The sequence below is a fragment of the Streptomyces sp. NPDC039424 genome, from assembly GCF_055639495.1.
Genome location: NZ_JBVKAI010000017.1, coordinates 1 through 20,443, shown reverse-complemented (window position 1 = coordinate 20,443; position 20,443 = coordinate 1). Strand labels below are relative to the sequence as shown.

Annotated in this window: 19 protein-coding genes; 9 read left to right on the top strand and 10 right to left on the bottom strand. The window is 72.1% G+C overall.

Annotated features, from left to right (window positions below):
* Positions 1–662, top strand: a 662-nt coding sequence (locus ACZ7L0_RS32495; RefSeq protein ID WP_471246107.1) for a chaplin, incomplete at its 5' end; no start/stop codon positions are given.
* Positions 663–742: 80 nt separating this feature from the next.
* Here the strand turns inward: ACZ7L0_RS32495 and ACZ7L0_RS32490 are convergent.
* A complete protein-coding gene (locus ACZ7L0_RS32490; RefSeq protein WP_005485166.1) occupies positions 743–931 on the bottom strand; it encodes a DUF5703 family protein in 189 nt (62 codons plus the stop codon).
* Between the two features lie 47 nt (positions 932–978).
* Here ACZ7L0_RS32490 and ACZ7L0_RS32485 point away from each other — a divergent pair, with 47 nt between their 5' ends.
* Positions 979–1,692, top strand: a complete 714-nt coding sequence (locus tag ACZ7L0_RS32485; RefSeq protein WP_471246106.1) for a hypothetical protein — start codon at positions 979–981, stop codon at positions 1,690–1,692.
* Between the two features lie 59 nt (positions 1,693–1,751).
* Here ACZ7L0_RS32485 and ACZ7L0_RS32480 read toward each other — a convergent pair whose 3' ends face one another.
* Both ACZ7L0_RS32480 and ACZ7L0_RS32475 read right to left on the bottom strand, forming a co-directional pair.
* On the bottom strand, positions 1,752–4,079 hold the full coding sequence (locus ACZ7L0_RS32480) for a helix-hairpin-helix domain-containing protein (RefSeq protein WP_471246105.1): 2,328 nt from the start codon (positions 4,077–4,079) through the stop codon (positions 1,752–1,754).
* Positions 4,076–5,059 carry an aldo/keto reductase gene (locus ACZ7L0_RS32475; RefSeq protein ID WP_471246104.1) on the bottom strand — a complete coding sequence of 328 codons (984 nt, stop codon included), beginning with the start codon at positions 5,057–5,059 and terminating at the stop codon, positions 4,076–4,078. Before ACZ7L0_RS32475 ends, ACZ7L0_RS32480 begins: the two co-directional genes overlap by 4 nt.
* Before the next feature lie 163 nt (positions 5,060–5,222).
* Between ACZ7L0_RS32475 and ACZ7L0_RS32470 the strand changes: the two genes are divergently transcribed.
* Together ACZ7L0_RS32470 and ACZ7L0_RS32465 are read left to right on the top strand one after the other, a co-directional pair.
* The gene (locus ACZ7L0_RS32470; RefSeq protein ID WP_471246103.1) at positions 5,223–6,278 is read left to right on the top strand and encodes an LLM class F420-dependent oxidoreductase; all 1,056 of its coding nucleotides are present in this window, start codon (positions 5,223–5,225) and stop codon (positions 6,276–6,278) included.
* 227 nt (positions 6,279–6,505) lie between these two features.
* Complete coding sequence (locus tag ACZ7L0_RS32465; protein ID WP_471246102.1) at positions 6,506–7,294, top strand: ferritin-like domain-containing protein; 789 nt, start codon at positions 6,506–6,508, stop codon at positions 7,292–7,294.
* A 9-nt stretch (positions 7,295–7,303) separates the two neighbouring features.
* Here ACZ7L0_RS32465 and corA read toward each other — a convergent pair whose 3' ends face one another.
* Positions 7,304–8,302 (bottom strand): magnesium/cobalt transporter CorA, encoded by a 999-nt coding sequence (gene corA / locus ACZ7L0_RS32460; protein ID WP_471246101.1) that lies wholly within the window; start codon positions 8,300–8,302, stop codon positions 7,304–7,306.
* A gap of 62 nt (positions 8,303–8,364) precedes the next feature.
* Here corA and ACZ7L0_RS32455 point away from each other — a divergent pair, with 62 nt between their 5' ends.
* The 4 genes from ACZ7L0_RS32455 to mshC all read left to right on the top strand — a co-directional run bounded on the left by ACZ7L0_RS32455 (position 8,365) and on the right by mshC (position 11,858).
* Positions 8,365–9,051 (top strand): histidine phosphatase family protein, encoded by a 687-nt coding sequence (locus ACZ7L0_RS32455; RefSeq protein ID WP_471246100.1) that lies wholly within the window; start codon positions 8,365–8,367, stop codon positions 9,049–9,051.
* 109 nt (positions 9,052–9,160) lie between these two features.
* Positions 9,161–9,751 carry a DUF3090 domain-containing protein gene (locus tag ACZ7L0_RS32450; RefSeq protein WP_471246099.1) on the top strand — a complete coding sequence of 197 codons (591 nt, stop codon included), beginning with the start codon at positions 9,161–9,163 and terminating at the stop codon, positions 9,749–9,751.
* Positions 9,715–10,533 carry an SCO1664 family protein gene (locus tag ACZ7L0_RS32445; protein ID WP_471246098.1) on the top strand — a complete coding sequence of 273 codons (819 nt, stop codon included), beginning with the start codon at positions 9,715–9,717 and terminating at the stop codon, positions 10,531–10,533. Before ACZ7L0_RS32450 ends, ACZ7L0_RS32445 begins: the two co-directional genes overlap by 37 nt.
* A gap of 95 nt (positions 10,534–10,628) precedes the next feature.
* Positions 10,629–11,858 carry a cysteine--1-D-myo-inosityl 2-amino-2-deoxy-alpha-D-glucopyranoside ligase gene (gene mshC / locus ACZ7L0_RS32440; protein ID WP_471246097.1) on the top strand — a complete coding sequence of 410 codons (1,230 nt, stop codon included), beginning with the start codon at positions 10,629–10,631 and terminating at the stop codon, positions 11,856–11,858.
* 48 nt (positions 11,859–11,906) lie between these two features.
* Here the strand turns inward: mshC and ACZ7L0_RS32435 are convergent, their stop codons facing one another.
* From ACZ7L0_RS32435 to ACZ7L0_RS32410, 6 genes are all read right to left on the bottom strand, one after another.
* Positions 11,907–12,881 (bottom strand): PAC2 family protein, encoded by a 975-nt coding sequence (locus ACZ7L0_RS32435; RefSeq protein ID WP_471246096.1) that lies wholly within the window; start codon positions 12,879–12,881, stop codon positions 11,907–11,909.
* A 176-nt stretch (positions 12,882–13,057) separates the two neighbouring features.
* Positions 13,058–13,729 (bottom strand): FadR/GntR family transcriptional regulator, encoded by a 672-nt coding sequence (locus tag ACZ7L0_RS32430; protein ID WP_471246095.1) that lies wholly within the window; start codon positions 13,727–13,729, stop codon positions 13,058–13,060.
* A gap of 243 nt (positions 13,730–13,972) precedes the next feature.
* A complete protein-coding gene (locus ACZ7L0_RS32425) occupies positions 13,973–15,589 on the bottom strand; it encodes a glycerol-3-phosphate dehydrogenase/oxidase (protein ID WP_471246094.1) in 1,617 nt (538 codons plus the stop codon).
* 39 nt (positions 15,590–15,628) lie between these two features.
* Positions 15,629–17,170 (bottom strand): glycerol kinase GlpK, encoded by a 1,542-nt coding sequence (gene glpK, locus ACZ7L0_RS32420; protein ID WP_471246093.1) that lies wholly within the window; start codon positions 17,168–17,170, stop codon positions 15,629–15,631.
* Positions 17,171–17,267: 97 nt separating this feature from the next.
* Entirely contained in the window at positions 17,268–18,062 is a 795-nt protein-coding gene (locus tag ACZ7L0_RS32415; RefSeq protein ID WP_471246092.1) for an MIP/aquaporin family protein, read from the bottom strand.
* A gap of 371 nt (positions 18,063–18,433) precedes the next feature.
* Complete coding sequence (locus tag ACZ7L0_RS32410; protein ID WP_471246091.1) at positions 18,434–19,198, bottom strand: IclR family transcriptional regulator; 765 nt, start codon at positions 19,196–19,198, stop codon at positions 18,434–18,436.
* Between the two features lie 283 nt (positions 19,199–19,481).
* Here ACZ7L0_RS32410 and ACZ7L0_RS32405 point away from each other — a divergent pair.
* A partial coding sequence (locus ACZ7L0_RS32405) for a homocysteine S-methyltransferase family protein (RefSeq protein ID WP_471246090.1) occupies positions 19,482–20,443 on the top strand: 962 nt, incomplete at its 3' end.

The following is a 20,443-nucleotide window of genomic DNA, read 5'->3' as shown; positions in this document are numbered from 1 at the left end:
CGCCGGGCGTCGGTTCGGGCAACCTCGTCCAGGTCCCGGTCGACGCGCCGGTGAACGTGTGCGGCAACAGCGTCAACGTCATCGGCGCCGGCAACGCCGCGGCGGGCAACGAGTGCGGCAGCGGCGGCTCCGGTGGCTCCCACACGGGTGGGCACACCGGCGGCTCGCCGGGCGTCGGTTCGGGCAACCACGTCGAGGTCCCGGTCGACGCGCCGGTGAACGTGTGCGGCAACAGCGTCAACGTCATCGGCGCCGGCAACTCCACCACGGACAACGACTGCGCCAACGGCGGCGGCGACACGACCCAGCCGCCCGGCGGTGGCGGCACGACCCCGCCTCCGGGGGACGGTGGCGGCACGACCCCGCCTCCGGGAGACGGTGGCGGCACCACTCCGCCCACGCAGCCGGGCAACCCGGGCCAGCCGGGCCACCCCGGCAGCCCGCAGCAGCCGGGTACGCCGGGTCAGCCCGGCCACCCCGGTACGCCGGGCGGCTCCTCGCACGTCGACCAGCAGGGCGGGCGCCCCGTCGCCCAGGCACCGTCCGCCGCGCAGCTCGCCCAGACCGGCAGCGACCTGCCGCTGGGCATCGTCCTGCCGGTGGGCGCGGGCGCGCTGCTGGCGGGCGCGGTGCTCTACCGCAAGGCGCGCGCCTCGGTGTGACGCACGCACAGTGAGCACCGGAGGACAAAACGGAGCGGGCCCCGCCGATGCGGGGCCCGCTCCGTCTCAGTCGTCCTGCCTCACCACGTGGCGCGCACCTGGCGGATGATCCGTCGGCGCAACCGCACCCGGCGGCTGCCGTCGCGCAGCAGGCTCAGTCGGTCCAACTCCCAGTGTCCGTACTCGGCATGGTCCGTCAGCAGGCGTGTGGCGTCCTTGCGGGAGACCCCGCGAGGCACGTACACGTCGACAAATTCGTATTCCGGCATCGCATCTATTGTGCGGGCTGGGGCCCGGTACGGATAGCGTCTGCACTATGTCTGATGCTGCGCAGCCCACCGCTGCCGAGGTACGCGCCGCCGCCGAGGCGGTCAAGACCGCGCTCGACCGCCACCTGGCCGCGGTCGAACGCAGGTCGGGGGAGGACGACCCGGCCGTCTACGAGGCGTTCAACCAGCTGGCGGCGGCCGCCGAGGTGTACGACGAGCTGCTCTACGACCGCTACGACGAGGTCACCCCCTTCGAGATCCCCGGCGCGGAGGACTCACTGCCGCCGTACGCGGGCCCCGAGGAACCGAACGCGGTCAGTGTGCTGATCCGCCGCGACTACGCCGTGGCGGAACCCCAGCGGCTGCGGGCGCAGGCCCAGCGGATCGAGGCGGCGGACTACGAGGACGGCGCGGACGCGTCCGGCACGGTGCACGGGGCGCTGGGCATCCTGTTCGGCGAGTTCGAACCGGACGAGATCGCCTCCCGGCACAAGGAGTTCGGCCTGGAGGAGGGCGACTCCACGCTGTGGGTCACCGCCGCCGACGAACCGGCCGAACCCGGCGAGTGGCTGGAGGCCCCGTTCGAGCAGGTCGACCCGCAGCGGGTGGTCTGCCGCTTCGACGTCAGCGCGGTCTTCGACGACGAGGCCGATGACGACGACCAAGACGACCACGACGACCACGACGAGGCCGACGAGGTGGAGGGCCGGCTCGACCTCGACGAGGACGAGGACCTGGAGCCGCTGGACGCCGATCGCTGACACGGCCGGGCGGCGGTGCCCCGCGGCCCGGAGGGCCGGTCCGGCACCGCCGCTACGGATCAGTCGGCCGCGGGGACCTGCGCTCTGAGCAGCACCGGCAGGCGCGTCGTCCGCGGCTTGGCCACAACCTCGGCGACGGCCCTCGGCAGCGCCTGCTCGACGCCGTGCACCACGGACAGGTGCCGGCTCGCCCGGCCGAAGGCCGTGTACACCCAGGGCCGGCTGAGCGCCTGCGCGGCATCGCCGGGCAGCACCACCACCACCGCGGGCCACCGCCCGCCCACCGCCTGGTGCGCGGTCAGCGCCCACCCGTGCCGCACGGACTGCTCCACCCGCTCCCTTGGTACGACGACGGGGGCGCCGGAGCACGACAGATGCAGCCCGTCGGCGTCGGCCTTCACCACCTGCCCCGGCAGCGTGCGGCCCGGGGCGGGGGAGTAGGCGACCCGGTCGCCGGGGTCGAAGCCGCCGAAGCGGCCGGGACCCGGGTTGAGCCGCTCCTTGAGCGCCGCGTTGAGCGCGCGGGTGCCGGCGGCGCCGCCGTGCCCCGGGGTGATCACCACCGTCTGCTCGGGCGGGACGCCGATGGCCCGCGGCACGGAGTCCGCGACCAGCTGCACCGTCCGGTGCACGGCCTCGCCCGCGTCCCGGACCGGCACGATGACGAGCTCCTTGCCGGGCGCCTCGACCTGGTTCAGCTCACCGGCGCCGATGCCGGAGACCAGCTCGCCGAGCGGGCCGGGGTCGGGGGTGCGCGAGGCGACCTGCGGGCACACGCGGGCGGCGAGCAGATCGGCGAAGACCCGGCCGGCCCCGGCCGACCACAGCACCGAAGGGTCACCGCTCAGCACCAGCCGGGCCCCGTCGGGCAGCGACTCCACGATCATCGCCGCGCTCTCCACGTCGAGTTGCGGGGCGTCCAGCACGATCAGGAGGTCCAGGTCCAGGGCGCCGTCGGCGTCCCGGCCGGGCCCCTCGGCGCCGGCCAGCAGGCCGGGGACGGTGACGACGGAGGCCGCCCGCTCGTCCTGGGGCCCCTCGCCGTCGTTGCCGAGAAGGGCGGCGAAACGGTGCCGTCCGTCCGCCGTGTGGCAGGCCGCGACGGTCCGCAGTCCGGCCGCCCGGGCCGCGGTGAGCAGGGCCGCCGGTTCGGCGCGGGCCGCCTCGCCGCCGGTGTGCAGCACCAGGCCGTGCCCGGCGACGGCGCGCACGAGATCGGCCGCGCCGCCGGACGCCGCCACCGCTTCCCACCGCTCGGCGGCCTCCTTGGACGGCGAGTTGACCAGCCGGGCCAGACCGTCGGCGAGGCTCTCCTCGGCGAGCGCGTACCGCTCCAGGCCGACCAGCACACGGACCGGGCGCTCCTCCTCGTCCCCGTCCCCGTCCTCGGCCCGCTCCACCGGCCGGGCCGCCGGGGCTCCCGGCTCCTCCAGGGCGTCCTGGAAGACCAGGACCTCGCCCTCCGCGATCGCGCTCTGCACGGCCGCGTCCGGGTCCGGCACGCCCCGCTGGGCCAGCGCCGCGGTGAGCGCCGACAGGTCGAGGGCGGTGTGGCCGGCCAGGGCCGCCTGCTCCAGCAGCCACCCGGTCGTCGCACGGACCCGCCGCTCGTCGTGGGGGCCGCACTCCGCGCCCAGCAGCGCCCGCGCGAAGCCGTCGGCCTGCTCCGGGCGCACCCCGGCGATCCGGAGCAGCTGCCAGGGGTCCTCCCGCAGCACGGTGTCCGCGCCCTCGCCGAGGTCCGCGGCGACCTGGGGCGCGAGCGCCTCGGGCGCGCCGCCCTCGGTCAGCACGCGCCGTACGGCCTCGACGGTCTCCGGCACGGGGGCGGTGGGCGCGGCGGCCGGGGCGGGCTGCGGCCGGTGCACGGGCTCGGCGGCAGGCCTGCGCGGTGCGGGCTCGGGCTCGCTGAACACCGTGGCGGCCGGCTTCTCGCCGCTCTCCACCGCGCGCACGGCCGCGAGCAGATCGGCCGCCTTGCCGCTCAGCTTGGTGCCACTCGCGATCGGCCCGCCCTTCTCGGCCTTCCGCCGCTCGATCCGCTCCCGCTCCACCCGCTGCGCGGCCAACTCGGCCTCCGCCGCGGACAACTGCGAACCGGCGCCCTCGGCTTCCCCCGCCTCACCGGCACCGGACGTGTCGGCTCCCTCGGCCGAGTCACCGGGTTCTGCGGCATCCGCGCCGGAGGCCCCGGCGTCTTCGGTGTTCCCCTCTTCGGTGTCCCCGCCTTCGGTGCCCGCGCCGAGTCCGGCTTCACCGGCCGCGTCGCTCGCGGGGTTCCCGGCTGCCGCCTCTTCGGCGAGCGCGGCCGGGTCCCCGGTCGCTCCTGCCGATCCGTCGGAGACGCCCGGCTCGGGTTGCTCCGTGGTCTCCGGGTCCGTGCTCACAGCGTGCTCCAGTCGTGATCGGGATAGCGGTGCACGGGCGCCGACACGTCGTCGAGCGCCCGGCAGATCTCGTCAGGAAGAGTAAGGGCCTCCACTGACAACGCGGCCGTGAGCTGCTGCGCGTTGCGCGCGCCGACGATCGGGGCAGCGACGCCCGGGCGGTCGCGGACCCAGGCGAGGGCGACCTGGAGCGGGGTCACCGCGAGGCCGTCCGCCGCCGTCGTCACCGCGTCCACGATGCGGGTCGCCGTGTCGTCGAGGTAGGGCGCGACGAACGGCGCCAGGTGCTCCGAGGCGCCGCGCGAGTCCGCGGGGGTCGAGTGCCGGTACTTGCCGGTCAGCACCCCGCGCCCGAGCGGGGAGGAGGGCAGCAGGCCCACGCCGAGGTCGAGCGCGGCCGGCAGCACCTCGCGCTCGACGCCGCGCTGGAGCAGGGAGTACTCCAGCTGCGTGCTCGCCAGCCGGGTCCGCGTCCCCGGCGCCGCCAGCTGCCAGGTCGCCGCCTTCGCCAACTGCCAGCCGCAGAAGTTGGAGACGCCCACATAGCGGGCGCGACCGCTGCTCACGGCGAGGTCCAGAGCCTGCAGCGTCTCCTCCAGCGGGGTCTGGGCGTCGAAGGCGTGGACGTGCCACACGTCCACGTAGTCCGTGCCGAGGCGGGCCAGGGAGGCGTCGAGCGCGGCGAGCAGATGACCGCGGGAGCCGTCGAACCGGCGGTCGGGGTCGGGCACGCTCCCCGCCTTGGTCGAGATGACCAGGTCCCGGCGCGGCACGAGCCCTTCCATCAGCTGCCCGAGCAGATACTCGGCCTCTCCGTCGCCGTACACGTCCGCGGTGTCGACGAGGGTCCCGCCCGCCTCCCAGAACGCCTTCAGCATGTCCGCGGCGTCGTGCTCGTCGGTGTCCCGGCCCCAGGTGAGGGTGCCCAGCCCGATCCGGGACACGCGCAGGCCGGTACGGCCCAGATGCCTCTGCTCCATGCTGGCCGAGATTACTGGCCGGAACTGCTGCCGTGGGTCCCTGTGGATAACCGATTTCCCGGCCTCCTTCCAGCAGCAGAGCGCCCCCCCGCGGCCCACGGAGGACCCACCCGCGCTAGGGTCGCCCCCACAGGGACGTTACTCATCGGTAAGGGGATCGGCCATGCAGCTCGGGATCAACCTCGGCTACTGGGGCGCCGGAATGGACGCGGACAACCTGGCCGTCGCGCAGGAGGCCGACCGGCTCGGCTATGCCGTCTGCTGGGCCGCCGAGGCGTACGGCTCCGACGCGGCCACCGTACTCAGCTGGGTCGCCGCGCAGACCGAGCGCATCGACGTCGGCTCGGCCATCTTCCAGATCCCCGCCCGCCAGCCCGCGATGACCGCGATGACCGCCGCGACGCTCGACTCGCTCTCCGGCGGCCGTTTCCGGCTCGGGCTCGGCGTCTCCGGACCGCAGGTCTCCGAGGGCTGGTACGGCGTCAAGTTCGACAAGCCGCTGGCGCGGACCCGCGAGTACGTGGAGATCGTACGGAAGGCGATGACGCGCGAGCGACTGTCGTACGAGGGTGAGCACTGGAGGCTGCCGCTGCCCGGCGGCCCGGGCAAGCCCATCAAGCTGACCGTCCACCCGCAGCGCGAGCACATCCCGCTGTACATCGCGGCCATCGGGCCGAAGAACCTGGAGCAGACCGGCGAGATCGCCGACGGCGCCCTGCTCATCTTCCCCTCCGCCGACCACCTCGAGGACACCGCGATCAAGTACCTGCGGGCCGGGCGCGAGAAGGCCGGCAAGACCCTCGACGGGTTCGACGTCTGCCCGACCGTGCCGCTCGCCGTCGGCGAGGACAAGGACGTCGCCCGGCTCGCCGACACCTTCCGCCCCTACACCGCCCTGTACGTCGGCGGCATGGGCAGCCCCAAGCAGAACTTCTACAACCAGCTCGCCCGGCGCATGGGTTACGAGCGGGAGGCCGCCGAGATCCAGGACAAGTACCTCTCCGGCGACAAGCAGGGCGCCGCGGCGGCCGTGCCGCACGACCTCATCGACCGCACCACGCTGCTCGGCTCCGTGGACCGCATCGCCGACCGGATGAAGGCCTACGCCGCGGCCGGGGTCACCACCCTCAGCCTCGCTCCCGCCGGCTTCACCCTCGACGAGCGGCTCGCCTCCCTCCGCGCCGGCAGCGAGGCCCTGGAGCGCGCCGGACTCGCGTAACACGCGGCACACGCGCGGGGGGATCTTCAGCGGCCGTGGTGGGGGCTCGGGGGTCTTCCCCGCCACGGCCGTCACGAGGAACAACGCGCCCGGCGCCGCGCGGTTACGCCCCCGCAGTGCCCCCGGTGCTCCTTCTTTCGGCCCAGTTGACCGACACAGCTGTTGCAGCACCCGCGATGCCGCATTTGACTCGTTCTTTGCGGAATCCTGCGGAAAGGTGCCCCACCATGCTTTCGGCCAAGAGTCTGTTCCTGGAGATCCTCGACAAGGACGAGTCCTTCCGCCTCTTCTGCTCCATCGCGGCCAGCGGCGAGGCACAGGGCGGCTGGGAGAACGGGCGGATCGCCGCGCTCGTCCCGGAGGGCGAACGCGCACTCGTCCCCAAGATCACGAGGCACGGCGCGGACGAGGACAAACACGGGCGGATCTTCAACGCCCTCTTGCGCAAACGCGGCCTGGAACCGGTCCCCGTCCCGCCCGAGACCGACTACACGATGCTCCTGGAGAAACGCGGGATCGGCCTCGCCCACGACAAGCTCCGGCGGGACGAACCGCTCGGCGTACAGGACCTCATCGTCTACCTGGCGCACAGCCGGGTCACCGAACAGCGGGCCTCCGAACAGATGGTCATGCTCCGCAGGTACTTCGCCGACCACCCGGAGGTCGGCCGGGCCGTCCGCATGATCTCCGACGACGAGGACAACCACCTCGCCTACACCCACGAGGAACTGCTGCGCTTCGCGTCCTCCGGCTACGGCCGGCTGATCCAGCGGACCCTGCGCGAGTGCGCCCTCGCCGAGATCCGCGTCTACCGGGACGTCAGCCTCGCTGTCATGGCCCACATGGGGCGCATCCTCGGCTGGCCGAGGGCCAAGTCCGCGGTGCTCGCGGCCGGCATCCGCGCCGTGTACGCCTACGAGCGGACCGCGGGCTGGCGGCGCATGGTCTCCCTGCGGATGCCCGAGCGCCGCGACCCCCTGGGCGGCCCCGCGACCGCCGCCGCCGAGTTCGCCTGAGGCGTCCGGTCACAGCCAGCCGCGCCGCTGGAAGAGGCGGTACAGCAGCACTTCCAGGGCCGCCATCAGCAGGATCACCGCCGGATACGACCACACCCAGTGCAGCTCCGGCATGTGCTCGAAGTTCATGCCGTAGATCCCCGCGATCATCGTGGGGACCGCGGCCATGGCCGCCCACGCGGAGATCTTCCGCATGTCGTCGTTCTGCCGGACGCTCATCTGGGCCAGATGCGCCGACAGGATGTCCGACACCAGCCGGTCCAGGCCCTCCACGGACTCGTTCACGCGCGTGAGGTGGTCGCTCACGTCGCGGAAGAAGGGCCGGGCCTGGTCGTCCACGAAGGGCACCCCGCCACCGCCCATCGGCCCGGTGCCGGCCAGCCGCGTCAGCGGCAGCGCCAGCGGCACGATCGCCCGGCGGAACTCCAGGACCTGCCGCTTGAAGTTGTAGATCCGGGACGCCGTGTTGCGCGAGCCGCCCCGGTCCGGGGAGAACACCTCCGCCTCCAGTTCCTCCAGGTCGGTCTGCAGCTCGGTCGACACCTCCAGGTAGTGGTCGACGGTGGCGTCGGCGATCGCGTACAGCACGGAGGTCGGGCCCTTCTCCAGCAACTCCGCCTCCTCCTCCAGACGGCGCCGCACAGCCGCCAGCGGCGAGCCCTCGCCGTGCCGGACGGTCACCACGAAGCTGTCCCCGACGAAGATCATCACCTCGCCGGTGGAGACGGTGTCGGTCTCCGGCTCGTACACGACCGGCTTGAGCACCAGGAAGAGCGAGTCGTCGTACACCTCCAGCTTGGGCCGCTGATGGGCCTTGAGGGCGTCCTCGACGGCCAGCGGGTGCAGCCCGAACTCCTGGGTGACCAGATCGAACTCCTTCTCCGAGGGCTCGTGCAGCCCGATCCAGACGAACCCGCCCGCGGCCCGCGCCTCGTCCAGCGCGTCGGACAGGTCCTCGGGCCCCTCACTGCGGTGCCCGTGACGGTAGATGGCGCAGTCGACGATCACGAACCACATCCTCCCGCCGCCCGCGCTCCGCCGTCGCGCGGGGTACGCCTACGCTGGGCCGCATGCCCACGCTGATCCTCGTAAGGCACGGACGTTCCACCGCCAACACCGCCGGACTGCTCGCCGGCTGGACGCCCGGCGTCGCCCTGGACGAACGCGGCGCCGCACAGGCCGCCGCGCTGCCCGGGCGGCTCGACGGGCTGCCCCTCTCCGAGGTTGTCACCAGCCCCCTGCAGCGCTGCCAGGAGACCGTCCAGCCGCTGCTGGACGCCCGGCCCGGCCTGCGCGCGCACACCGACGAGCGGATCGGGGAGTGCCACTACGGCGACTGGTCCGGCCGCAAGCTCGCCGAGCTCAAGGACGAACCGCTGATGGAGGTGGTGCAGGCCCACCCGTCGGCGGCCGCGTTCCCGGGCGGCGAGTCCATGCGGGCGATGCAGACCCGCGCGGCCGAGGCCGTACGGGAGTGGAACGCCCGCGTGGAGCGCGATCACGGCGCCGACGCCGTGTACCTCATGTGTTCGCACGGCGACATCATCAAGTCTCTCGTCGCGGACGCGCTCGGACTTCATCTCGACCTCTTCCAGCGGATCTCCGTGGAACCGTGTTCCATCACCGCGATCCGTTACACCCGCCTGAGGCCGTTTCTCGTTCGCCTCGGGGACACCGGGGATTTCGCCTCCCTCGCACCGCGCGAGGAACCCTCGGGGGATGACGCACCCGTGGGTGGTGGTGCGGGCGCACCGTGATCGTCGGGCGCAGTAGGGTGAAGCGTCGCGTGCGCACAGAGCCCCTCACGCACCCCGGTTCTCTCGACCCAGCACTCTCGATCCGATCTCGATCCAATGGAGACAGGACGTGTCCCGTCAGGTGTTCCTCTACGACCCGCCGGACCGCTTCGTGGCCGGCACGGTCGGACTGCCCGGGCGCCGTACGTTCTTCCTCCAGGCCACCGCCGGCTCCCGGGTGACCAGCGTGGCCCTGGAGAAGACCCAGGTCGCCGCCCTCGCCGAGCGCATGGACGAACTGCTCGACGAGGTCGTACGCCGCAGCGGCGGCAACGCCCCGGTCCCCGCGATGGCCCCGGCCGAGGTCTCCGACACCGCTCCGCTGGAGACCCCCATCGAGGAGGAGTTCCGCGTCGGCACCATGGCACTCGCCTGGGACGGCGAGGAGCAGCGGATGATCGTCGAGGCCCAGGCCCTGGTGGAACTGGACGCCGACTCCGAGGAGGACCTCGCGGAGGCCGAGGAGCGGCTGCTCCAGGACGAGGAGAACGGGCCCCCGATGCTGCGGGTCCGGCTCACCGGCGCACAGGCCAGGGCCTTCGCCAAACGCGCCCTCGACGTCGTCAACGCGGGGCGGCCACCGTGCCCGCTGTGCAGCCTGCCGCTCGACCCGGAAGGACACGTATGTCCGCGCCAGAACGGATACCGCCGCGGAGCGTGACCGGCGCCGCCCTCCTCGCCGAGGGCGAGCTGACCGTGCGCGGACGCATCCGCGACGCCTCCAACGCGGCGCTGTACTGCACGGTGGCGTACGACGGCCAGGAGGCGGCCTGCGTGTACAAACCGGTCGCCGGGGAGCGCCCGCTGTGGGACTTCCCCGACGGCACCCTCGCCGAGCGCGAGGTGGCCGCCTACGAGGTCTCCGAGGCGACCGGCTGGGCACTGATACCGCCCACCGTGCTGCGCGAGGGCCCGTACGGCGAGGGCATGGTCCAGCTGTGGGTCGAGGCGGCCCCCGACGCCGAACTGCTCGCCCTGGTGGACGGCGAGGAACCGGAGCCGGGCTGGAAGGCCATCGGGTTCGCCGAGGTCGGTGAGGGACGGACCGCGCTCCTCGTGCACGCCGACGACGAACGGCTGCGCCGCCTCGCGGTGCTGGACGCGGTGATCAACAACGCCGACCGCAAGGGCGGCCACCTGCTGGCGACCACCGGCGGACCGCTCTACGGGATCGACCACGGTGTCACCTTCCACGTGGAGAACAAGCTGCGCACCCTGCTGTGGGGCTGGGCGGGGGAGCCCCTCACCGCGGAGGCCGTCGGCGTCCTCGAGGGGCTCAGGGACGCCCTGGCCGACGAGGGCGCCCTGGGCGCGCGCCTGGCCGGGCTGATCACCGCCGCCGAGCTGGCCGCCACGCGCGCGCGGGTCGACGCGCTGCTCACCTCCGGCAGGCATCCGGAGCCGAGCGGCGAGTGGCCGGCGATTCCCTGGCCACCGGTGTAGGAGCACATCGGGGAGCGGAACACAAGATCGCCTTTCCGGCCGTCCGGCCCGCTCCGGTTCGTATACGCGACTTGCGGGCGGTTAGGCTCATGTACATGCATGCCTGGCCCGCTTCCGAGGTCCCCGCCCTGCCTGGTCAGGGCCGCGACCTGAGGATCCACGACACCGCGACCGGCGGCCCGGTCACCCCGGACCCCGGTCCCGTCGCCCGTATCTACGTCTGCGGCATCACCCCGTACGACGCGACCCACATGGGGCACGCGGCGACCTACAACGCGTTCGACCTGGTGCAGCGCGTGTGGCTCGACACCAAGCGGCAGGTTCACTACGTCCAGAACGTCACCGACGTCGACGACCCGCTGCTGGAGCGGGCCGAACGGGACGGCGTCGACTGGGTCGCCCTCGCCGAGAAGGAGACGGCCCTCTTCCGCGAGGACATGACCGCCCTGCGGATGCTTCCGCCCCGGCAGTACATAGGCGCCGTCGAGGCCATACCCGGCATCGTCCCGCTCGTGGAGCGGCTGCGCGACCTCGGCGCCGCCTACGAGCTGGAGGGGGACATCTACTTCTCCGTCGAGTCCGACCCGCACTTCGGCAAGGTCTCGAACCTCGACGCCGCGGCCATGCGGCTGCTGTCCGCCGAGCGCGGCGGTGACCCCGACCGGCCCGGCAAGAAGAACCCGCTCGACCCGATGCTGTGGATGGCCGCCCGCGAGGGCGAGCCCAGCTGGGACGGCGGCTCGCTGGGCCGTGGCCGGCCCGGCTGGCACATCGAGTGCGTCGCCATCGCCCTGGACCACCTCGGCATGGGCTTCGACGTCCAGGGCGGCGGCTCCGACCTGGCCTTCCCGCACCACGAGATGGGCGCCTCGCACGCCCAGGTGCTCACCGGCGAGTTCCCCATGGCCAAGGCGTACGTACACGCCGGCATGGTCGCCCTGAACGGCGAGAAGATGTCCAAGTCCAAGGGCAACCTCGTCTTCGTCTCCCAGCTGCGCCGCGACGGCGTCGACCCCGCCGCCATCCGGCTCACCCTCCTCGCCCACCACTACCGGTCCGACTGGGAGTGGACCGACCAGGTGCTGCGGGACGCCGAGGAGCGGCTCGCACGCTGGCGCGCCGCCGTGTCCCGGCCCGACGGGCCGCCCGCCGAGGCGCTCGTCGAGGAGATCCGCGAGGCTCTCGCCGACGACCTCGACGCCCCGGCGGCGCTGGCCGCCGTGGACCGCTGGGCCGCGCTCCAGCAGGAGAGCGGCGGCGACGACACCGGCGCCCCCGGCGTGGTGACACGCGCCGTGGACGCGCTGCTGGGCGTGGCCCTGTAGCGTCGGCAGACGAAGGGGCGGTACGCGTCGCGCGTACCGCCCCTTCGCTCAGTCCTCCGACGAGTCGTCGTCCTCGGTGCTCGGCGGCTTGGGAGGCTTCGGCGGCCGGGCGCGGCCACCGGGGTTGTCCCTCCGGTACGTACCGTCCCCGCCGTCCGCCGTCGCGTGCCCGCCGGGCGGGCTGACGTCCCGTCGGCGCAGATAGCGCTCGAACTCGCGGGCGATCGCCTCGCCCGACGCCTCCGGAAGCTCGGCGGTGTCCCGGGCCTCCTCCAGCGTCTGCACGTACTCGGCGACTTCGCTGTCCTCGGCGGCCAACTGGTCCACGCCCACCTGCCAGGCGCGCGCGTCCTCGGGCAGTTCGCCCAGCGGGATCCGCAGGTCGAGCAGGTCCTCGAGGCGGTTGAGCAGGGCCAGCGTCGCCTTCGGGTTGGGCGGCTGCGACACGTAGTGCGGGACCGCCGCCCACAGCGACACCGCCGGGACACCGGCGTGCGTGCAGGCCTCCTGCAGAACGCCGACGATGCCCGTGGGGCCCTCGTACTTGGTCTCCTCCAGGTCCATCCGCTGGGCCAGGTCCGGGTCGGACGTCACCCCGCTGACCGGGACCGGACGCGTGTGCGGGGTGTCACCGAGCAGGGCGCCCAGGACGACCACCAACTCCACGCCCAGCTCGTGCGCGAATCCCAGCAGCTCGTTGCAGAACGAGCGCCAGCGCATGGACGGTTCGATGCCACGGACCAGCACCAGGTCTCGGGGCTTCTCGCCGCCGACCCGGACCACCGAGAGTCTCGTCGTCGGCCAGGTGATCTTGCGGACGCCGCCGTCCATGAACACCGTGGGGCGGTTCACCTGGAAGTCGTAGTAGTCCTCGGCGTCCAGCGCCGCGAACACCTCGCCCTTCCACTCCCTCTCCAGATGCGCGACCGCGGTGGAAGCGGCGTCGCCGGCATCGTTCCAGCCCTCGAACGCGGCCACCATGACCGGGTCGATCAGCTCGGGTACCCCCTCGAGCTCGATCACCCAGTGCCTCCTTCCGACGTGCCCTCGCGTACGTCCCAACCTTACGGCGTCCGACGGGGGCGCCCGCAGCCCCCTCGCACGGGGGAGTGACCGGATCACTGCCCCGATCAACACGCCGGAACACCCCCCGGCCGGGAGCAGCCTCACCGGCCCCGCGCGGCTGACTCACAGGTGTTTCACAGGGTGCTGCGCAGCCACTGCTCCACGCTCGCGATGTGCACGGTCGCCCAGGACCGGGCCGCCTCCGCGTCCCGGTCGCGCAGGGCACCCAGGATCGCGCGGTGCTCGCGCAGGGTGCGGCTGACCGCGTCCTCCTGGGTCAGACCGCGCCAGATCCGGGCCCGGGTGGTCGGCCCCGACAGGCCGTCCAGCAGCGAGCACAGCACCGAGTTGCCGGAGCCGCGCACGATGCCCCGGTGGAACTCCAGGTCGCAGGCGACGAGTTCCTCCACCGAGGGCTCGGTGCCCAGGGCGTCCAACTGCGTCGTCAGCGCGTCCAGTTGCTGCTCGCTGATCCGGGCGGCGGCCATGGCGGTGGCGGCCGGCTCCAGGATCCGGCGCACCGCCAGGAACTCCAGCACCGTGTCGTCGCGGTGGAAGTCGACGACGAAGCTCAGTGCCTCCAGCAGCAGTTGGGGATCCAGGCTGGTGACGTACGTCCCGTCACCCTGCCGCACGTCCAGGATCCGGATCAGCGACAGCGCCCGCACCGCCTCCCGCAGGGAGTTGCGGGACAGCCCCAGCTCGGCGGCCAGCTCACTCTCCTTGGGCAGCCGGTCGCCGGGCCGCAGCGCACCGGAGACGATCATCCCCTTGATCTTCTCGATCGCCTCGTCGGTGACCGCCATGGCGGGCCTCCTGTCGTTCAGACCTCCGATGTGTCAGCACATTATGGACGCACACACCGGGGCCGGACCTGTGCACGGGCAAGCCGGTCGCCGCAGCCCCGGGGCCCGCGCGGAGCAGGGCGGAGGCATGCGGAAGGGGCGGCTCCATCGGCGTGGAGCCGCCCCTTGCGCGGTCCCGGCCCCGGTGCGGAGGGGGCCGTCCCTTGGTGCCGGCCACGGTCAGGGGAGTGGCCGGCGGAGGGTCTACTTCTTGTCCAGCAGGTCCTGGACCTTGGCGCGCACCTCGTCCGTGGCCAGGCCGCGGATCGTCAGCGTCGTCCGGCGGCGCAGCACGTCGTCCGGCGTCTCGGCCCACTCGTGGTCCCGGGCGTAGACGACCTGCGCCCAGATCTCCGGGGCGTCCGGGTGGACCCGCTCGCCGAGCTCCGGGTTGTCGTTGGCCAGTCGGGCGATGTCGAAGGCCAGCGAACCGTAGTGGGTCGCCAGGTGCCTGGCGGTGTCGGCGGCCATGCGCGGGCCGGGCGCCGGGTGGTCCACCAGGAGGCGGTGGGCGACCGCGCGCGGGTTGGCGACGCCGGGCAGCGGCAGCTTCTTGGGCAGCGAGGAGATCGGCTCGAAGTCGTCGCCCAGCGGGTGACCGGGGAGCGCCTCCAGCTTCTGCATGACCGTACGGCCGATGTGCCGGAAGGTGGTCCACTTGCCGCCCGCGACGGACAGCATGCCGCCCTTGCCCTCGGTCACCACGGTCTCGCGCTTGGCCTTCGCCGTGTCGCCGGGGCCGCCCGGCAGCACGCGCAGCCCCGCGAAGGCGTAGGTGATCAGGTCACGGTCGAGCTGCTGGTCGCGGATGGAGAAGGCGGCCTCGTCCAGTATCTGGGCGATGTCCTTGTCGTTGACCGCGACATCCGCCGGGTCGCCCTCGTACTCCTCGTCCGTGGTGCCCAGCAGCAGCATGTCCTCCCAGGGGAGGGCGAAGGTGATGCGGTACTTGTCGATCGGGGTGGCCAGCGCGGCCTTCCAGGGGGAGGTGCGCTTCAGGACCAGGTGCGCGCCCTTCGACAGTCGGATGGACGGGGCCGCGTCCGGGTCCTCCATCCGGCGCAGGTGGTCGACCCACGGACCGGTCGCGTTCAGCACCAGGCGGGCGTTGACCCCGAACTCCTCGCCGGACAGCCGGTCCCTGAGTTCGGCGCCGGTGACCCGGCCCTTGGTGAAGCGCAGGCCGGTGACCTCGGCGTGGTTGAGGACGACCGCGCCCGCGTCGACGGCCGCGCGGACCGTCATCAGCGCCATGCGCGAGTCGTTCATCTGGTCGTCGCCGTACACGGCCACGGCCTTGAGGTTCTCGGTGCGCAGCTCGGGCACGTCCTGCGCGGCCTTCGACGGGCTCAGCAGGTGGCCGACGCCGTCACCGAACGCGGAGAGCGCGGAGTAGGCGAAGACGCCCGCGCCGAGCTTCGCCGCGCCGTGCGGCCCGCCCTTGTACACGGGGAGGTAGAAGGTGAGCGGGTTCGCCAGGTGGGGGGCCACCTGACGGGAGACCGCACGGCGCTCGAAGTGATTCTCCGCCACCAGCTTCACCGCGCCGGTCTGCAGGTAGCGCAGACCGCCGTGGAGCAGCTTGGAGGAGGCGGAGGAAGTGGCGCCGGCGAAGTCGCCGGCGTCGACCACAGCCACCCTGAGGCCGGACTGCGCGGCGTGCCAGGCCGTGGAGATGCCCAGGATGCCGCCGCCGATCACGAGAAGGTCGTACGACGCCTTGGAGAGCTGCTCCCTGGTCTCGGCCCGGCTCGGAAGGGAGCCGGATGCCGGGTGCGTCCCCAGGGCAGGTACGGACTGCAGGGTGGACTGACTGGTCATTTCGGGTACTTACTCCTCGTCAGCTGACGTCAGCTCTCGTCAGCTCTCGTCCTCGTCGATCCAGCCCATGGTCCGTTCGACGGCCTTGAGCCAGTTCTTGTACTCACGGTCGCGGGTCTCCGCGTCCATGCGGGGGGTCCACTCGGCGGCCCGGCGCCAGTTGGCGCGCAGTTCGTCCGTGCTGGACCAGAAGCCGACGGCGAGACCGGCGGCGTAGGCGGCGCCGAGGCAGGTCGTCTCGGCGACCATCGGGCGCACCACGGGCGCGTCCAGGACGTCGGAGAGCGTCTGCATCAGCAGGTTGTTGGCGGTCATGCCGCCGTCGACCTTGAGGGTCACCAGCTCGTCGCCGGAGTCCTTGACCATGGCGTCGGCGATCTCCCGCGTCTGCCAGGCGGTGGCCTCCAGGACGGCGCGCGCGAGGTGCGCCTTCGTGACGTACCGGGTCAGGCCGGCGATCACACCGCGGGCGTCGGAGCGCCAGTGCGGGGCGAACAGGCCGGAGAAGGCCGGCACGAAGTAGGCGCCGCCGTTGTCCTCGACCGAGAGCGCGAGCGTCTCGATCTCGGCGGCGGTGGAGATCAGGCCCATCTGGTCGCGCATCCACTGCACCAGGGAGCCGGTGACTGCGATCGAGCCCTCCAGGGCGTAGACCGTCGGCTGGTCGCCGATCTTGTAGCCGACCGTGGTCAGCAGGCCCGCGTAGGAGTTGATGATCTTGTCACCGGTGTTCATCACCATGAAGGTGCCGGTGCCGTAGGTGGACTTGGTCTCGCCCTCGGAGAAGCAGGTCTGGCCGAACAGGGCCGCCTGCTGGTCGCCGAGCGCGGAGGCCACGGGGATGCCGCCGAGCAGTTCGCCGAGCTTGCCGCCGGTGACCTCGCCGTACACCTCGGCGGAGGAGCGGATCTCGGGCAGGATCTGCATCGGCACGCCGATGGACTCACAGATCTTGTCGTCCCACTGCGTCGTGTGCAGGTTCATGAGCAGGGTGCGGGAGGCGTTGGTCACGTCGGTGACGTGGTGGCCGCCGTTGGCACCACCGGTCAGGTTCCAGATGACCCAGGTGTCCATGGTGCCGAAGAGGATGTCGCCCGCCTCGGCGCGCTCCTTGAGGCCCTCGACGTTGTCGAGCAGCCAGCGGGCCTTGGGGCCGGCGAAGTACGAGGCCAGCGGCAGGCCGGTCTCGCGGCGGAAGCGGTCCTGGCCGACGTTGCGGCCGAGCTCTCTGCAGAGGGCGTCGGTGCGGGTGTCCTGCCAGACGATGGCGTTGTGGACGGGCTCACCGGTGTTCTTGTCCCACAGCACGGTGGTCTCGCGCTGGTTGGTGATGCCGATGGCCTTGATGTCGTCGCGGGTGATGCCGGCCTTCTGGATGGCTCCGGCGACGACCTCCTGGACGTTGGTCCAGATCTCGTTGGCGTTGTGCTCGACCCAGCCCGGCTTCGGGAAGATCTGCTCGTGCTCCTTCTGGTCGACGGAGACGATCCGGCCGTCCCGGTCGAAGACGATGCAGCGCGAGGAGGTCGTGCCCTGGTCGATAGCGGCGATGAACGGGCCGGCAGTGTGGGCGTCGGTCACTGTGTGCTCCTGAGGAATCCGTGGTTGAGGGGCGTTACGTACGGCGCGTGCTCGAGGTTCGGGGCCCGGGCCGCCCGTGGGAGACCCGGGACTCCTATTAAGCGAATGCGACGTTGTAGATGCCTGCGGCTATCGCGCCGCCGATCAGCGGACCGACCACCGGGATCCAGGCGTAGCCCCAGTCGGAGCCGCCCTTGTTGGGCAGGGGCAGGAGGGCGTGCACGATGCGCGGACCGAGGTCACGGGCGGGGTTGATCGCGTAGCCCGTGGGACCGCCCAGGGACAGGCCGATGGAGACGACCACCAGCGAGGTGATCAGCGCACCCAGGGTGCCGAGGCCGTTGCCCTTGTCGTTCAGGCCCTGCGTGAGGACGGCGAGCACCAGCACGATGGTGCCGATGATCTCCGTGGCGAGGTTCTGCACCGCGTTCCGGATCTCCGGACCGGTGGAGAAGACACCCAGGACCGGGCCGGCGCCCGTCTCCTGGGCCTCGACGGCCTTGGCCGCCGTGGTCTGCGCGCCCGGACCGCCGACGATCTCCTTGTCGGTGAGGTGCGCGTGGAACTGGCCGTAGTAGGCCACCCAGACCAGGGCCGCGCCGATCATGGCGCCGAGAAGCTGGCCGCCCCAGTAGGTGGGGAGGTTGCTGAAGTCGTTGTCCTTGATCGCGAGTGCGAGCGTCACGGCCGGGTTGAGGTGGGCACCGGAGAGCGGCGCCGAGGTGTAGACAGCCGTCAGAACGGCGAAACCCCACCCGAAGGTGATGGCGAGCCAGCCGGCGTTGCGGGCCTTGGAGGCCTTCAGGGTGACAGCGGCGCACACGCCACCGCCGAGCAGGATGAGTATGGCGGTACCGATGGTCTCGCCGATGAAGATGTCGGAGCTGGACACCCGCGACTCCTTTGTCCTTCGTCCAGGGGACCGAACCCCGGGTCCCTCCGGGAGTTCGAGCTGCCCTCGGGGGTGAGAGCGATGTCGGCCCTTGGCGTTGTCACACTCTAGCGCGTATTGCCGGTAGGTGTTCGACAATGCCGACCGATGGACGGGAGTCTTGCTCCGGCCTCAGCCACGCGTCAAGAGTCTGGTTATCGAAAACACGATCGTTATTGATCGCTATGAGTTATCTATGTTCTGGCACGGAAGTGCAGTTACGCGGGTTATGTCCCTTTCAGGGTATGGCGAGAGCCGGAACGCCGCCCCGCGTCCCGGTCAGTCACCCTCTTCCCGCGCGCCGTCTCCCCGCGCGCCGTCTTCCCCCGGGGTCAGAACCGCCCGGCGCCCAGGTCCCGCGACACCGCGCGGGCACAGTCCCGTACCGCCGCGATCAGCTCGGGGCGCAACTCGCCGTCCGAGCACAACCGCTCCACCGCCCCGGTGATGCCCACGGCGCCCACCGGCATGCGCCGCCGGTTGTGGATGGGCGCGGCCACCGAGGCCACGCCCTCCCAGGTCTCCTCCACGTCGGCCGCGTAGCCACGCGCGCGCGTGAGGTCGAGGATGTGCTCGAAGCCCGCCAGGTCGCTCACCGTGCGGTCGGTGAACGCCTTCCGGTCGGCCTCCAGCGCCTCGCTGTGCGCCACCGGGTCGTAGGCCGACAGCACCTTGCCCAGGGCCGTGGAGTGCAGCGGCTGCATGGCCCCGATCTCCAGGACCTGCCGGCTGTCGTCGGGCCGGAAGACGTGGTGCACGATCAGGACGCCCTGCTGGTGCAGCACGCCCAGGTAGACGCTCTCCCCGCTGGAGCGGGCCAGGTCGTCCGTCCACACCAGGGCGCGTGCCCGCAGCTCGTGCACGTCGAGATAGGTGGTGCCCAGGCGCAGCAGCTCCGCGCCCAGCTGATAGCGCCCGGAGACGTCGTCCTGCTCCACGAAGCCCTCCTGCTGGAGGGTGCGCAGGATGCCGTGGGCCGTGCCCTTGGCGAGGCCCAGCGACGAGGCGATGTCCGACAGGCCTAGCCGTCGCTCGCCGCCCGCGAGCAGCCGCATCATCGCGGCCGCCCGTTCGAGCGACTGGATGTTCCGTGCCATCGCCGTACTGCCTCCGTCCCCTTCGTCCGCCGTAGAGCACCGTTAACCGACGCCGTTCGGCAATGTCGAACACTACCGGTCCATGACGACCTCCCGCTAATGGTCGGTCGGTACTTGTTACGTCACGCGTGGTCAGCTTGTGGCCCATCCGCCACCCCCGTCCGCGTCGTGGACGCCCTGCCCATCCAAGCCGACTCCCGGTTACGCTGGCGCCGTGCGTCTTCCCCGGGCCTGCCCGGGAAACCGCATAGCCGACAGCCGTCGCATCCCAGGGAGCCCCTTCATGGCCTCGTCGCCGCTGACCCCTTCCGCCGACAGCCGGACCCGTGCGTCCGCTCTCCGCCAGGCGCTCGCCACCCGGGTGGTGGTGGCCGACGGAGCGATGGGCACGATGCTCCAGGCCCAGGAGCCGACGCTGGAGGACTTCGAGAACCTCGAGGGCTGCAACGAGATCCTCAACGTCACCCGTCCGGACATCGTCCGCTCGGTCCACGACGCGTACTTCGCGGCGGGCGTGGACTGCGTGGAGACCAACACCTTCGGCGCGAACCTCACCGCTCTGGGCGAGTACGACATCCCCGAACGCATCGTCGAGCTGTCCGAGTCCGGAGCCCGCATCGCACGCGAGGCCGCCGACGCGTACACGGCCAGGACCGGAAGCCCACGCTGGGTGCTCGGCTCCATGGGACCGGGCACCAAGCTGCCCACCCTCGGCCACACCACCTTCACCGCCATCCGCGACGCCTACCAGCAGAACGCCGAGGGCCTGCTCGCGGGCGGCGCCGACGCCCTGCTGGTGGAGACCACGCAGGACCTGCTGCAGACCAAGGCGTCCGTCGTCGCCGCCCGCCGCGCCATGAGCACGGCCGGCTACGAGGTGCCGCTGATCGTGTCGGTGACGGTGGAGACGACCGGCACCATGCTGCTGGGCTCGGAGATCGGCGCGGCGCTGACCGTGCTGGAGCCGCTGGGCATCGACATGATCGGCCTGAACTGCGCCACCGGCCCGGCCGAGATGAGCGAGCACCTGCGCTACCTGGCCCGGCACTCCCGCATCCCGCTGTCCTGCATGCCGAACGCCGGCCTTCCCGTCCTCGGCAAGGACGGCGCCCACTACCCGCTGACGGCCCCGGAGCTCGCGGACGCCCACGAGACCTTCGTCCGTGAGTACGGTCTGTCCCTGATCGGTGGTTGTTGCGGTACGACTCCGGAGCACTTGCGGCAGGTGGTCGAGCGGGTCCGGGA

Coding starts and splice junctions, on each gene's coding strand:
- ACZ7L0_RS32425 (WP_471246094.1), bottom strand. CDS start 15,589: ATGACCAGTCAGTCCACCCTGCAGTCCGTACCTGCCCTGGGGACGCAC.
- mshC (WP_471246097.1), top strand. CDS start 10,629: ATGCATGCCTGGCCCGCTTCCGAGGTCCCCGCCCTGCCTGGTCAGGGC.
- ACZ7L0_RS32490 (WP_005485166.1), bottom strand. CDS start 931: ATGCCGGAATACGAATTTGTCGACGTGTACGTGCCTCGCGGGGTCTCC.
- ACZ7L0_RS32465 (WP_471246102.1), top strand. CDS start 6,506: ATGCTTTCGGCCAAGAGTCTGTTCCTGGAGATCCTCGACAAGGACGAG.
- ACZ7L0_RS32430 (WP_471246095.1), bottom strand. CDS start 13,729: ATGGCGGTCACCGACGAGGCGATCGAGAAGATCAAGGGGATGATCGTC.
- ACZ7L0_RS32485 (WP_471246106.1), top strand. CDS start 979: ATGTCTGATGCTGCGCAGCCCACCGCTGCCGAGGTACGCGCCGCCGCC.
- ACZ7L0_RS32470 (WP_471246103.1), top strand. CDS start 5,223: ATGCAGCTCGGGATCAACCTCGGCTACTGGGGCGCCGGAATGGACGCG.
- ACZ7L0_RS32475 (WP_471246104.1), bottom strand. CDS start 5,059: ATGGAGCAGAGGCATCTGGGCCGTACCGGCCTGCGCGTGTCCCGGATC.
- ACZ7L0_RS32455 (WP_471246100.1), top strand. CDS start 8,365: ATGCCCACGCTGATCCTCGTAAGGCACGGACGTTCCACCGCCAACACC.
- ACZ7L0_RS32445 (WP_471246098.1), top strand. CDS start 9,715: ATGTCCGCGCCAGAACGGATACCGCCGCGGAGCGTGACCGGCGCCGCC.
- ACZ7L0_RS32410 (WP_471246091.1), bottom strand. CDS start 19,198: ATGGCACGGAACATCCAGTCGCTCGAACGGGCGGCCGCGATGATGCGG.